Origin of the sequence: Pseudomonas kribbensis, assembly GCF_003352185.1 — a bacterium.
Classification (GTDB): Bacteria; Pseudomonadota; Gammaproteobacteria; order Pseudomonadales; family Pseudomonadaceae; genus Aquipseudomonas; species Aquipseudomonas kribbensis.
In genome coordinates, this window is record NZ_CP029608.1 from 1,738,553 (window position 1) to 1,750,695 (window position 12,143).

The following is a 12,143-nucleotide window of genomic DNA, read 5'->3' on the forward strand; positions in this document are numbered from 1 at the left end:
TTGACAGTCGCGACAAGCGGTCAGGACTTGCGCAACGTCTTCTGCCGCAAGATATAAACCGTCACCAGCACCGCACTGGTCAGCATGAACCCACGCGCCCACGGTAGCGGCACCAGGTAGCACGAGAACAGAATGCTCGCCCACATCAGCCCGATCGCGTAGACCTTGCCTTTGAGCGGTATGCCGTTGCCATCGAGGTAGTCACGGATCCATGGCCCGAGCCGGGGATGCTCTACCAGCCATTGATAGAAGCGCGGAGAGCTGCGAGCGAAGCAGGCGGCTGCCAGCAGAAGGAAGGGAGTGGTGGGGAGTACAGGCAGGAAAATCCCGATCACCCCCAATGCCACGCTCAGCCAGCCGATGGCCAGCAGGATGTAGCGCAACATCAGAGGGCGGTTGCCTATGGGGTTGTCCATAGGCCGGATCTTAGTGGTGACGTGGCTTGAGGATCGCCGGTTTTTCGTCGGGTGCCTGGCACAGCAGGTACAGCGCGGTCAGGGCTTCCGGGATCTGCACGATCATGTCGTCCATCAGGTTGGCGTCCTTGGCGATGTCTTCGAATTCTGGCTGTTCGTCGAACAGGCCCGAACCGACCATGATCGGCAGGAGCATTTCGCTGACTTCTTCCTCGGCGGTTTCGAACCAGGCCGCTTCGCGCAGGAACACGCCTTCCATGAAGCCGATGCACCAGCCGCGCAGTTCGGAATCGTCCGGCTCGTCGCCCAGGTCCAGTTCGCATGGCAGCTCGAATTCTTCGTCGGACGCCAGTTGGCGAGCGATGTGGGCCTTGAGGCCGATCAGCGTGGCTTCGATCTCTTCGCGCTGGGCTTCGCTGCTGTAGTGCGGCTCTTCGGCGAACAGGGCGTCGATCCACTCACGGTCCGGCACCACGTCGGCGCAGATCGACAGCGCGGTCAGGTAACCGTGAGCGGCCACGTAGTCCAGCGCCTCTTCATGCAGCTCGTCGGCGTCGAGGAAGACTTGCAGGCGGGTTAGTTGCTCGGCGAAGGACATTAAAGGGCTACCTTGGGGGAATAAACAATGCGGGAATTCTAGGCCTTCTTGAGCCCTCAAGCCAGCCGCACGGCAGATTTGCCCGCACAAGCTTCTTATCGGCGGTGCCCTTTGCCGGGGAGGGCTCGGGTATACTGCCGCGCTTTGCGATCCCTGCCGGCGTCGCGGCTGAATCCGTACGGCGTCATGCAATGCGCCCTTACGTTTTGTTTAAAGCAGCCTCGGCTGTCTTGAACCAGCCTGTGCAGGGATGTTTCGGTGGATTTTTGGAGTTTTTATGCTCGAACAGGCTCAACGCGTCCTCAAGGACATCTTCGGCTACGACAGTTTCCGTGGCCGTCAGGGTGCAATCATTGAGCGCGTGGCCAGTGGCGGTGATGCCCTTGTCCTGATGCCGACCGGCGGCGGCAAGTCCCTGTGCTTCCAGGTGCCGGCGCTGCTACGCGACGGCCTGGCGGTGGTGGTGTCGCCGCTGATCGCGCTGATGGACGATCAGGTCGCCACCCTCGAAGAGCTGGGCGTGGCGGCGGCCGCGTTGAACTCCACCCTGAGCGCCGAACAGCAACGCGACCTCGCCAACCGGATCAAGCGCGGCGAAGTGAAAATGCTTTATCTGGCGCCGGAGCGTCTGGTGCAGCCGCGCATGCTGTCGTTCCTGCAAGGCTTGAACATCGCGCTGTTCGCCATCGACGAAGCGCACTGCGTATCGCAATGGGGCCACGACTTCCGTCCGGAATATCTGCAACTGGGGCAGTTGGCGGAAATGTTCCCCGACGTGCCGCGCATCGCCCTGACTGCCACCGCCGACAAGCGTACCCGCGAAGAAATCGTCACCCGTCTGCACCTGCAGAACGCCGAGCGTTTCCTGTCGAGCTTCGACCGGCCGAACATCTTCTACCGCATCGTGCCCAAGGAGCAGCCGCGCAAGCAGTTGCTGGCGTTCCTTGCCGAGCGACGCAGCGATGCCGGCATCGTCTACTGCCTGTCGCGCAAGAAGGTGGAGGAGGTGGCCGCGTTTCTCACCGAACAGGGTTTCCCGGCGCTGCCGTATCACGCTGGTTTGCCTAACGATTTGCGCGCCTATCATCAGAAGCGCTTCCTCAACGAGGAAGGCCTGATCATGGTCGCCACCGTGGCGTTCGGCATGGGTATCGACAAACCCAACGTGCGCTTCGTCGCTCACCTCGACCTGCCGAAATCCCTTGAGGCCTATTACCAGGAAACCGGACGCGGCGGCCGTGACGGTCTACCGGCGGACGCGTGGATGGCCTACGGTCTGCAAGACGTGGTGATGCTCAAGCAGATGCTGCAGAACTCCGAAGGCGACGAGCGCCACAAGCGTCTGGAGCAGCACAAGCTCGACGCCATGCTCTCGCTCTGCGAAGAAACCCGTTGCCGCCGTCAGGCACTGCTGGCGTACTTCGACGAAGACATGCCGGAGCCTTGCGGCCACTGCGACAACTGCATCGACGGCGTGCAGACCTGGGACGCCACCGAGCCTGCGCGTCAGGCGCTGTCGGCGATCTACCGCACCGGGCAGCGTTACGGCGTCGGCCATCTGGTGGACGTGCTGCTGGGCAAGGACAACGAAAAAGTCCGCAGCTTCGGTCATCAGCACCTGTCGGTGTTCGGCGTGGGCAAGGCGCTGGGGGAGAGCGAATGGCGTTCGCTGTTCCGCCAGTTGGTTGCGCGCGGCTTGGCCGATGTCGACCATGAAGGCTACGGCGGGCTGCGTCTGAGTGACACCTGCCGGCCGCTGCTCAAGGGCGAAGTGAGCCTGGAGCTGCGCCGCGACCTCAAACCACAAATCACCGCCAAGAGCGGCAGCAAGAGCCAGGCCAGCCAACTGGTGCGTGGCGAAGAACGCGAACAATGGGAAGCCCTGCGCGCCCTGCGGCGCAAACTGGCGGAAGAACATGGTGTACCGCCGTACGTCATCTTCCCCGACTCGACCCTGCTGGAAATGCTCCGCAGCCAGCCGACTTCGCTGGCGGACATGGCCCGGGTCAGCGGCGTCGGCGCACGCAAGCTGGAACGCTACGGTGAGGCCTTCCTCGAGGTGCTGGGCGGCGAGGCCGAGGCGCCGAAGGTGGTCGCCGACGTGCGCCACGAACTGATTACCCTGGCTCGTGCCGGCATGACGCCGCTGCAAATTGCCGGTCAGTTGCAGTGCTCGGAAAAGAACGTCTACACCATGCTCGCCGAAGCCATCGGCAAGCAGCAACTGTCGCTGGAACAGGCGCTGGACCTGCCGGAAGACCTGATGGGCGAAGTCCAGGATGCGTTCCTCGATGGCGAGGGCGAGTTGCCGTCGGTCGCCGAAGTGGCGGAGCTGTTTGCCGGTCGCGTACCGGAGGGTGTGCTGTATTGCGTTAGGGCTGCGCTGCAATCTGAATTCGAGATGTGAGCATTTGCTTACACAAACCGTTGTACGGATGTAACGATTCAGTACAGGGCAGCTCTTGCCTATAGCCAAATGTCATGCTTAGCTGACTAATAATTAGTTTTTCTCTATTTCTTCAGTCTAACCATGAGTGTTTTATGCCGTTAACCGATCAACACCGCTTTGGCATGCAACTGGCCCAGATGTCCCGTGGCTGGCGTGCCGAACTGGATCGTCGGCTGGCCGGTCTGGGTCTGTCCCAGGCGCGCTGGCTGGTGCTGCTGCATCTGGCTCGTTTCGAAGAGGCGCCGACCCAACGGGAGCTGGCGCAAAGCGTCGGCGTCGAAGGGCCGACCCTCGCACGATTGCTCGACAGCCTTGAAAGCCAGGGCCTGGTGCAACGCCAGTCCGTAATGGAAGACCGCCGGGCGAAAAAGATCGTGCTGTGTGCCCCGGCCCGCCCGTTGATCGAACAGATCGAAACCATCGCCACGCAACTGCGCAAGGAGTTGTTCGAGGGCATCGATGAGGCTGACATGAAGGTGTGCATGCGGGTTCACGGGCACATTCTGGCCAACCTGGAAAAATCTTGAGGCACAACGACGTGCCGTTTTTTTGAGGGATCGCGCTGGGCAGACTATAAGAACTACTGGGCAATATCGTGTTCGTACCGGATGTGCGAACCCATAGAAGTCGGTTTTGCTTATTTAAGGGATGCTCATGCTCGACAGTCGGCACGTAGTACTGCGTTGCGCCCATTCGCTGCTGGTGGCCGGTGTATTCACCTGGTCCACGGCATCACTGGCGCTGGGTCTCGGTGATATCACCGTGCATTCAGCGCTCAATCAGCCGCTCAAGGCCGACATTGCCCTGGTGGACGCCGCAGGGCTCAGTGCCGGCGAGCTTTCGGCCAGCCTGGCCTCGGCGGACGAATTCGGCCGTGCCGGGGTCGAGCGGGTGTTCTTTCTCAACGACCTCAAATTCACTCCGATCCTGCATGGCAGTCGCAACCTGATCCGGGTGACCTCGACCAAACCGGTCAACGAACCTTTCCTGAATTTCCTGGTGCAGCTCAATCAGCCCAACGGCCACGTGTTGCGCGAATACACGTTGCTGATCGATCCGCCGGGTTCGCCGGGCATCGTGCCGGCCACCGACGAACCTGATGTGCATGCACAGTCTTCGGAGTTTCCAACGCCCGAGGCACCTGCCGCCATTACTCAAAACAAGCCTGCTGCCGCACCGGCAGCGCCGTCCCCTCAAACGACCAACGACGCCCAAGCGGAACAGCTGGCGGCCAGTGTGTTGCTGAACCAGCAACTGCAGAAAACCATCGATGAGCTGAACCTGAAGCTTCAGGCGCAGGACGTGCAAATCGCCGACGGCAAAAAACAGCTGGCCGATCTGCAGGCGCATCTCGCGCAGGTTCAGCAGGCACCTCCGGCACCCGCAGCCCCGGCGGCGCCTGCCTCGGTCCCGGTTCCCGTCGCTGCACCGGCGGAGAATCAAGACGATTCCGTCAGTTGGCCATTGCTCGGTGGCTTGCTGGTGCTACTGGGAGGGTTGGTGATCGGGCTGATCGTTCGCCGCCGCCGACGTCAGCAGGCAGTGATCCCGGACGTGCCGGCACGCGTGCTGCCGCAGCGAAGCGAACCGGAGCTCAATGACAGCGAACCTGTTCATCCTAATGCTGCCCATGGCGCCGTCGAGCATCGGGACGAACAGACAAACGGCGATGTGCTGGAAGCCGTGGGCATTTATCTGGCCTACGGACGACTGGGCGAAGCGCTCGGTCTGCTGCGCGACGCCTTGCAAAAAGAACCGGAGCGCATCGATCTCGGCATGCAGTTGCTCGAGGTGCTGGGGCGCCAGGGTGATCAGGCGGCGTATGACGATCAGGAAAACCACTTGCGCCGGCTCGGTGTCGAGGAGCAGCGGTTGCACGAGATTCGCGCCCGATATCCGAAACTGGCCAGGACTGAATCGTTGGTTGCGGTGGCTCCGGTCATCGCCGCGTTGCCCGTTGAGCAGGCCACACCCACAACACCACTGGCCGAAGATGATTTCGAGCTGAATCTGGAGCAACTGTCGATGGATTCCAGCTGGGATCTGGAAGACAGTCGCCCGGTAACGGACCCACTGTCCTCGGCGCCATCGGCACTTGGCTCAAGCCTGCAAGTCTTGCCGCGGGATTTCGAGTTGCCGCAAACCGCCGGCGATGATGTTGAAACGACAGAGCTGGAGTGGATCGCCGAGCCTGAAGTCCAGGCTATCGATGAAGACTTTCTCAACGAGTTTGGCGATCCAGGCCAGTCACTGGCCCTGGAACCGCTGGACCTGCAGGCGCCGGAGCCCGAGCCGGATCCGACAGAGGCCGCCAACGCCGGCAAGCTCGAACAGGCCCAGACCTGCATCGACGACGGCGACCTCGACAGTGCGATCGCCTTGCTCAATGAGTTGCTCAAAGAGGGCGATGAGCCGCTCAGGCAAACCGCCCGAACCCTGTTGGCCGGGATTCGCTGATGCGGTTCAGAAGGTCTGCCCCAGATTCAGATAAACCGCCTGTTCATTGGCATCGTTGAGGCCATAGCTGAAATTCAGCGGCCCCAACGGTGTGTCGAAACCGATGAACACGCTGGCCGCGTTGATGTAGCCGCTGTCGAACTCATTGTCGTTGTTCCAGGCCCGGCCACGCTCCAGCGAGCCGCCGGCGTACAACGGGAAGTCCAGCGGCAGGTAGGCGCGTGGCGTCAGGCGGCGGTAGTACACGGCCCGCATCAGGCTGACGTTCTGCCCGGAGATGGCATCTTCGCGGAAGCCGGACAGTTGTCGGGCGCCACCGAGCAGGAAGCTCGATGTCACCACATTCGCATCCTCCAGCGTGCGCCCGTAACGCCCGCCCAGAATCAGTGTGTTCGGGCCGCTGCTCATGGCCTTGTCCAGTTTGAATTCCCACTGCCGGTAGCGCGTGTCGGAACCCAGGCTCGGTTCGAATTGCATCAGGGTCAGGCTGACGTCCTTGCCGTCGTGGGGGAAGTACACGTTATCCAGTGAGTCGAACGAATATTTCAGTGCATAGAAACCTTCGTTGAAGTGTTCGCTCGGCAGATTCTGATCGCCGATTCGTACGTCAGCCTTGCCCCAGGCTTCACCGACACCAAAGCGGATTTCGCCGTTGTTGCCGATCTGGCGGCCGACATTCAGGCCGAAGCCGTAGCGTTCCACCCGATATTGGGCGATCGGATCGTTGTCGAGCACCGAGTCGACGTTCTGCGCTTCGAAGGCTGCATAGGGCGCGACGAAGTAACGTGAGCCAACGTCCAGCGGCTGGTAGAACTCGGTATAGAGCTCCTGCTTGTCACCGATCTGCGCCCGGGTCAGCCATTCGGCACCGAGGCGGTTGATGCCGTTCATTCGGTAGCTGGCGCCGAGGTTGAAGGCGCTGTCGCCGCGCATGTCGTCCGACAGGTTCAAACCGACCCGCAAGTAATCGGTGCCGCTGCGTTTGCCTCGGGCGCTGATCACCAGTGTGTGTTCCTGGCCCTTGTGCACCACGCGGTATTGCACCTGTTCGAAGTAATCCAGGCCGTACAGGGTGCCCATGTCCGAGTGCAGACGCCCAAGGTCCAGCGGCTCACCGATGGGCTGGCGGATGTAGTAGCGGATCACGTCGTCGCCGACTTTCGAGTCGTTCTCGACCCTGATCGCAGTGATGATCGGTGTGCGCTGGCTCGGTGCGCGGGCAGCGTTGAGCTCGGCGTCCTGAGACTCTGCGGGCTTCAATCGGGCGAGGCGGGTGTCGAGGGCCTTGGCGGCGCGGTAGCCGGCATCGATCATTTCCTCGGCGCGACCGAAATCGGTGGCGCCGAAACTGGCCAGCGGCGGCTGGATCAGCACGTCGTTCGGGTGCAGCGCCGCCAGTTGTTCTTCGGAATTGCGCCGGGTCATCAGGGTGATCGACTGGTTCAGCACATCGACCACGGTGGTCAGTTGTTTGCGGTTGCGCAGCGGGGTACCGATGTCGACCACGATGGCCACATCGACGCCCATTTCCCGGGCCACATCCAGGGGAATGTTGTCGGTCATGCCACCGTCCACCAGCAGCCGGCCATCGAGTTCGACCGGGGCGAACACCGCCGGGATCGACATGCTGGCGCGAATCACCTGGGGCAGGTGGCCTTTGCGAAACACCACTTTTTCGCCGTTGGCGATGTCGGTGGCCACGGCGCGGAACGGGATCGGCAGTTTGTCGAAATCACGGGTGTCGCTGGTGTGGGCCAGCAGGCTTTCCAGCAGCAGCGCGAGGTTCTGCCCTTGAATCACCCCGAGAGGCAAGCCGAGGCTACCGTCGTCGCGAAAGCTCAGTTTCTGCTTCACCAGAAAGTCGCGGTCATCCTGTTTGCGCCGAAACGGTACGTCTTCTCGGGGCGGCGCATCGGACAGGGCCTGCTGCCAGTCGATGTTCAGGGCGAGTTTTTCCAGTTCGTCGATCTTGTAGCCCGAGGCGTAGAGGCCACCGACCACCGCGCCCATGCTGGTGCCTGCAATCGCATCGATCTTGATGCCTTGCTCTTCCAGCGCCTTGAGCACGCCGATGTGTGCCAGACCACGGGCCGCGCCACCGGACAGCACCAGGCCGACTTTCGGCCGCGGCGCTTCACTGGCATGAATAAGCAGCGGGAGGAAACCAAGCAAAAGGCAGATCAGCAGACGACGCATTGTGAGTCTCGGGGCGAGCGTTAAAGCCGGCTATTATAGCGGCGCCCTCTGGCTCAGGAGTTTCAGCGATCATGACCGCGACAAAACCGGAAATCGTCATCACCTATTGCACGCAATGCCAGTGGCTGTTGCGCGCCGCATGGCTGGCGCAGGAGCTGCTCAGCACCTTTGGCGATGACCTTGGCAAGGTGTCACTGGTGCCGGGCACCGGCGGGATCTTTCACATCAGTTGCGACGGCGTGCAGATCTGGGAGCGCAAGACCGATGGTGGCTTCCCCGAAGCCAAGGTACTCAAGCAACGGGTACGCGACCAGATCGACCCTGACCGCGACCTCGGCCACAACGACCGAACTCAATGAGACGCGGCCTCGGCCTCCACCGTTTTTTTGCTGGTGCTGCCTGACATCTGGCTCGACACCACGATGGCGACGATGATCAGTGCACCGCCGAGCAGCATGCGCAAGGTCGGGTTTTCATCGAACAGCAACCACGCGACGGTGATGCCGTACACCGGCTCCATGGCGAACACCACCGCGGCGGTGCGCGCCTTGATCACCGCAAGGCTGGCAACGAACAGGCTGTGGGCGACGCCGGTGCAGAACACCCCGAGCAGGGCGATCCACAACCAGTCGATGGCGCGCACTTCGCTCAGCTGCGGCGCCGCCACCGGCAGCAGACACAACGCCACCACCACGTTCTGACACAGTGCTGCCTGCACCGCCGGAATGCGCCCGGAACTGGCGCGGTTCGTCAGCGACAGCAGGGAAAACAGCAGGCCGGACAGGATCGCCCAGAGCAACCCGGTGGTAGCGCCGCTGGCCAGGTCGAACGCCGGGGTCACCAGCACCAGACCGACACTGACCAGTGCCACCAGAATGATTTCGTTGGCGCGGATACGTTCGCGGAAAATCAGCCCTTCGAGAATCACCGTGAAGGCCGGAAAACTGGCGAAACCCAGGGTGGCCACCGCAACACCCGCCACCTTCACCGCAATGAAGAAACTCACCCAGTGGCCGGCCAGCAATACCCCGCTCAGGGCCAGGCGTCGCCAATCCACCGCCTGCAGTTTTTGCCAGCCGTGCTGACTGGCGAAACGGGCGAAAAACGCCAGCGCAAGAACGGCAAACGCGGCCCGTCCAAAGACAACGACCGCCGGGGTTGCGGCGGCGAGTTTGCCGAAGACGCCGGTGAGTCCGAACATCAGTGCGCCGATATGCAGGGCGCCAAGGGCGGTACGGGGAGTCATTGTGGTCCTTTTTCCAAACACCATTTCAGACACACATTGAAGCCTGTAGCGGCCGAAAAGTCTGTCGGCAGACTATCGACTTTTGTCGTCAGCCTCGCGTCGCAATTGTGTAGGAGAGGTCCCGAACTCGCGCAGGACGGCGGCCGAGAAGGCACTTTGCGATCCATAACCGACGCGGCTGGCGACTTCACCGATGGGCAGCGTGGTTTCCCGCAACAGCGCGACGGCCTTGTGCAGGCGTCGACTGCGAATGTAGTCCATGGGTGTTTGCCCGCATTCGGCGACGAATCGCGCATGCAATCGGGCGCTGGACAGTCCGGCGACACGCGCCAGATCCGCGACTTGCAGCGGATAGGCCGCGTACTGCTCGATGTGCGCATCGAGTGCCGCGTAGGGCAAGCGACGGGCGCAGACTTCGGCAGGTCGGGCGTGGTTCAGACTGGCCAGCAACAGAACCGCGCCTTGCTGCGCAATCAGCGGATCGTCCACCGGACTGTTCGCCAGCCAATTGACCAGTTGACCTTGTCCGGCATCCAGCGACAGGCGTGCGGTGTTATCCAGCAGACGGCGGCTGGCCTCGGCGTGATCGCCCAGCGAACGGGTCAGCCATTGCTCGTCCGGCACGTCCAGCACCAGACAACGGCTGCCCTTGGGGCTGCCGCAGGCGTGATGCGCACCGGAAGGAATCACCACGAAACTCTGCTGCAAGACCTGACTGCCGTGTCCTTCGACCTCGAAATCCAGCGCACCGGACAGGCCGAACACCAGTTGCGCGTGGTCGTGACTGTGGACGATCAGGTCGTGGGTGTAATGGCGCAGGGTCAGGATCGGTTGCATGGCGGTCTCCGGGCGAGCCGCCAGTCTACACCGGCGCGAGAGTGCCGCGTTTGTCACAAGACTGACGCACACCTGTCATGGTCGATTAACCGGGCTCGCGCACAGTGGCGAAAACATCGCAGAGGGTTGCCCATGACCAGCGCCGAGCTCGCCAGACCCAGTCGTAAACAAAGGGTTCGCACCTTGTGGATCTCCGACGTGCACCTGGGCACGCGGGATTGCCAGGCCGAGCATCTGTCGCAATTTCTCAAGGGCTATCACGCCGACAAGATCTACCTGGTCGGCGACATCATCGACGGCTGGAAACTGCGCAGCGGCATGTACTGGCCCCAGGCGCATACCAACGTCATTCGCCGACTGCTGACCATGAGCAAGCGCGGCACCGAGGTGATCTACGTCACCGGCAACCATGATGAATTCCTGCGGCGCTATTCGAAGCTGATCCTGGGCAACATCCAGCTGGTCGACGAAGCCGTGCACGTCACCGCCGATGGCCGGCATCTGCTGGTGATTCACGGTGACCAGTTCGACGTGATCACCCGTTATCACCGCTGGCTGGCATTCCTCGGCGATTCGGCCTACGAATTCACCCTGACCCTCAACCGCTGGCTCAATCACTGGCGGGCGAAATACGGTTACGGCTACTGGTCGCTGTCGGCCTATCTCAAGCACAAGGTGAAGACCGCAGTCAGCTTCATCAGCGACTTCGAAGAAGCCATCGCCCACGAGTGCGTGAAACGTGAGTTGCACGGGGTGGTCTGCGGGCACATTCACCACGCCGAAATCCGCAAGGTCGGCGAGGTGGATTACCTCAACTGTGGTGATTGGGTTGAGTCGTGCACGGCGCTGATCGAACACTGGGACGGCACGATCGAGCTGTATCGCCTGGCGGATGCGCAGGCGCGGGAGGCAGAGCTGAAAGCGGCCAAGGTGGCCGAGCTGGCCTGAGTTTTTCAAATCAACTCAAGCCGGAAAGTGTTCCTCCATTGCCGCTTTGTAGATCGAGTTTTTCGGCTGGGCGAACAGCCGTTCCATCATCGGTTCGAAGTAGCTCAGCGGCAGGGTGTCGTAGTCCGGGTCGAACGCCGCTGCGTCGTATTTCGCGCAGAACTCCGCGGTCGCCTGATACTGCGGATGACCGCTGAACTGCTCACGCAGGTGCCGGTCCATGCCCAGGTGATGGAAGAAGTAATAGCCCTGGAATATCCCGTGTTTTTCCACCATCCACAGGTTCTCGGCGCTGACGAACGGCTTGAGAATCGCGGCGGCGATGTCCGGGTGATTGTAGGAGCCGAGGGTGTCGCCGATGTCGTGGAGCAGGGCGCAGACCACGTATTCCTCGTCGCGCCCGTCGCGATGGGCACGAGTCGCGGTCTGCAGCGAATGGGTCAGGCGATCCACCGGAAACCCGCCGAAATCACCTTCGAGCAGTTTCAGGTGCGCCATGATCCGGCCCGGCAACTGACGGGCGTAGGCGCTGAAATCCGCCGCGATGATCGCCCAGTCTTCCTGCGTGCCATCCTTCATGTGGGTGAAACGGGCAGTGACATTCATCGGCAATTCTCTTGGTCAGGGTTTCTAGAACGCCACGCGGCCCAGGATCATGTCGCGGTACATGACGAAGTCGCCCAGCAGGCTGTAGAGCGGATGCTGGAAAGTCGCCGGCCGGTTTTTCTCGAAGAAGAAATGGCCGACCCAGGCGAAGCTGTAACCGGCCAGCGGCAGGGCCAGCAACAGCAGCCAGGCGCCCTTGGCGATGGTCATGGCGAGAATGAAGATCACCAGTGTCGTGCCGATGAAATGCAGGCGACGGCAGGTGCTGTTGCTGTGTTCGCTGAGGTAGTACGGATAGAACTCGGCGAAACTGCTGAAATGTTTGATGGTTTCCACGACTGCGATCTCTGTGGTTATTGTTCTGATTGCAAGTTGTTCGGCGGGTAGCTT

The 12,143-nt window shown here is 61.7% G+C and carries 12 protein-coding genes; 5 read left to right on the top strand and 7 right to left on the bottom strand.

Features of this window, described 5'->3' with window-relative positions; translation table 11 throughout:
• Positions 1-20: 20 nt before the first annotated feature.
• Positions 21-416, bottom strand: a complete 396-nt coding sequence (locus tag DLD99_RS08080; RefSeq protein WP_065260960.1) for a YbaN family protein — start codon at positions 414-416, stop codon at positions 21-23.
• Between the two features lie 10 nt (positions 417-426).
• Positions 427-1,014, bottom strand: a complete 588-nt coding sequence (locus DLD99_RS08085; RefSeq protein ID WP_085710385.1) for a UPF0149 family protein — start codon at positions 1,012-1,014, stop codon at positions 427-429.
• 277 nt (positions 1,015-1,291) lie between these two features.
• Between DLD99_RS08085 and recQ the strand changes: the two genes are divergently transcribed.
• The 3 genes from recQ (at position 1,292) to DLD99_RS08100 (ending at position 5,920) form a co-directional block, all read left to right on the top strand.
• The gene (recQ, locus tag DLD99_RS08090) at positions 1,292-3,421 is read left to right on the top strand and encodes a DNA helicase RecQ (protein WP_114881856.1); all 2,130 of its coding nucleotides are present in this window, start codon (positions 1,292-1,294) and stop codon (positions 3,419-3,421) included.
• Positions 3,422-3,555: 134 nt separating this feature from the next.
• A complete protein-coding gene (locus DLD99_RS08095) occupies positions 3,556-3,990 on the top strand; it encodes a MarR family transcriptional regulator (RefSeq protein ID WP_065260957.1) in 435 nt (144 codons plus the stop codon).
• Positions 3,991-4,117: 127 nt separating this feature from the next.
• Positions 4,118-5,920, top strand: coding sequence for a motility hub landmark protein FimV (locus DLD99_RS08100; RefSeq protein ID WP_114881857.1), 1,803 nt, complete (start codon positions 4,118-4,120; stop codon positions 5,918-5,920).
• 6 nt (positions 5,921-5,926) lie between these two features.
• Here the strand turns inward: DLD99_RS08100 and DLD99_RS08105 are convergent, their stop codons facing one another.
• Complete coding sequence (locus tag DLD99_RS08105; RefSeq protein ID WP_114881858.1) at positions 5,927-8,116, bottom strand: patatin-like phospholipase family protein; 2,190 nt, start codon at positions 8,114-8,116, stop codon at positions 5,927-5,929.
• 71 nt (positions 8,117-8,187) lie between these two features.
• On the opposite strand from DLD99_RS08105, the gene DLD99_RS08110 reads away from it, so the two are divergent.
• Positions 8,188-8,475 (top strand): Rdx family protein, encoded by a 288-nt coding sequence (locus tag DLD99_RS08110; RefSeq protein WP_085733803.1) that lies wholly within the window; start codon positions 8,188-8,190, stop codon positions 8,473-8,475.
• Here DLD99_RS08110 and DLD99_RS08115 read toward each other — a convergent pair.
• Both DLD99_RS08115 and DLD99_RS08120 read right to left on the bottom strand, forming a co-directional pair.
• Positions 8,469-9,362 carry a DMT family transporter gene (locus DLD99_RS08115; protein ID WP_114881859.1) on the bottom strand — a complete coding sequence of 298 codons (894 nt, stop codon included), beginning with the start codon at positions 9,360-9,362 and terminating at the stop codon, positions 8,469-8,471. The two genes, DLD99_RS08110 and DLD99_RS08115, sit on opposite strands and share 7 nt — an antisense overlap.
• A gap of 72 nt (positions 9,363-9,434) precedes the next feature.
• Entirely contained in the window at positions 9,435-10,199 is a 765-nt protein-coding gene (locus tag DLD99_RS08120) for a helix-turn-helix transcriptional regulator (protein WP_114881860.1), read from the bottom strand.
• A 132-nt stretch (positions 10,200-10,331) separates the two neighbouring features.
• Between DLD99_RS08120 and DLD99_RS08125 the strand changes: the two genes are divergently transcribed.
• Positions 10,332-11,147, top strand: coding sequence for a UDP-2,3-diacylglucosamine diphosphatase (locus tag DLD99_RS08125; protein ID WP_114881861.1), 816 nt, complete (start codon positions 10,332-10,334; stop codon positions 11,145-11,147).
• Positions 11,148-11,162: 15 nt separating this feature from the next.
• Here DLD99_RS08125 and DLD99_RS08130 read toward each other — a convergent pair whose 3' ends face one another.
• The gene (locus tag DLD99_RS08130; protein WP_114881862.1) at positions 11,163-11,753 is read right to left on the bottom strand and encodes an HD domain-containing protein; all 591 of its coding nucleotides are present in this window, start codon (positions 11,751-11,753) and stop codon (positions 11,163-11,165) included.
• A gap of 24 nt (positions 11,754-11,777) precedes the next feature.
• Positions 11,778-12,089 carry an Mpo1-like protein gene (locus tag DLD99_RS08135; RefSeq protein WP_114881863.1) on the bottom strand — a complete coding sequence of 104 codons (312 nt, stop codon included), beginning with the start codon at positions 12,087-12,089 and terminating at the stop codon, positions 11,778-11,780.
• Positions 12,090-12,143 lie beyond the last annotated feature (54 nt).

Bases quoted from the DNA above. Each gene is read 5' to 3' on its own strand.
- DLD99_RS08125 (WP_114881861.1), top strand. From the start codon at position 10,332: ATGACCAGCGCCGAGCTCGCCAGACCCAGTCGTAAACAAAGGGTTCGC.
- DLD99_RS08130 (WP_114881862.1), bottom strand. From the start codon at position 11,753: ATGAATGTCACTGCCCGTTTCACCCACATGAAGGATGGCACGCAGGAA.
- DLD99_RS08095 (WP_065260957.1), top strand. From the start codon at position 3,556: ATGCCGTTAACCGATCAACACCGCTTTGGCATGCAACTGGCCCAGATG.
- DLD99_RS08100 (WP_114881857.1), top strand. From the start codon at position 4,118: ATGCTCGACAGTCGGCACGTAGTACTGCGTTGCGCCCATTCGCTGCTG.
- recQ (WP_114881856.1), top strand. From the start codon at position 1,292: ATGCTCGAACAGGCTCAACGCGTCCTCAAGGACATCTTCGGCTACGAC.
- DLD99_RS08120 (WP_114881860.1), bottom strand. From the start codon at position 10,199: ATGCAACCGATCCTGACCCTGCGCCATTACACCCACGACCTGATCGTC.
- DLD99_RS08085 (WP_085710385.1), bottom strand. From the start codon at position 1,014: ATGTCCTTCGCCGAGCAACTAACCCGCCTGCAAGTCTTCCTCGACGCC.
- DLD99_RS08110 (WP_085733803.1), top strand. From the start codon at position 8,188: ATGACCGCGACAAAACCGGAAATCGTCATCACCTATTGCACGCAATGC.
- DLD99_RS08115 (WP_114881859.1), bottom strand. From the start codon at position 9,362: ATGACTCCCCGTACCGCCCTTGGCGCCCTGCATATCGGCGCACTGATG.
- DLD99_RS08105 (WP_114881858.1), bottom strand. From the start codon at position 8,116: ATGCGTCGTCTGCTGATCTGCCTTTTGCTTGGTTTCCTCCCGCTGCTT.
- DLD99_RS08080 (WP_065260960.1), bottom strand. From the start codon at position 416: ATGGACAACCCCATAGGCAACCGCCCTCTGATGTTGCGCTACATCCTG.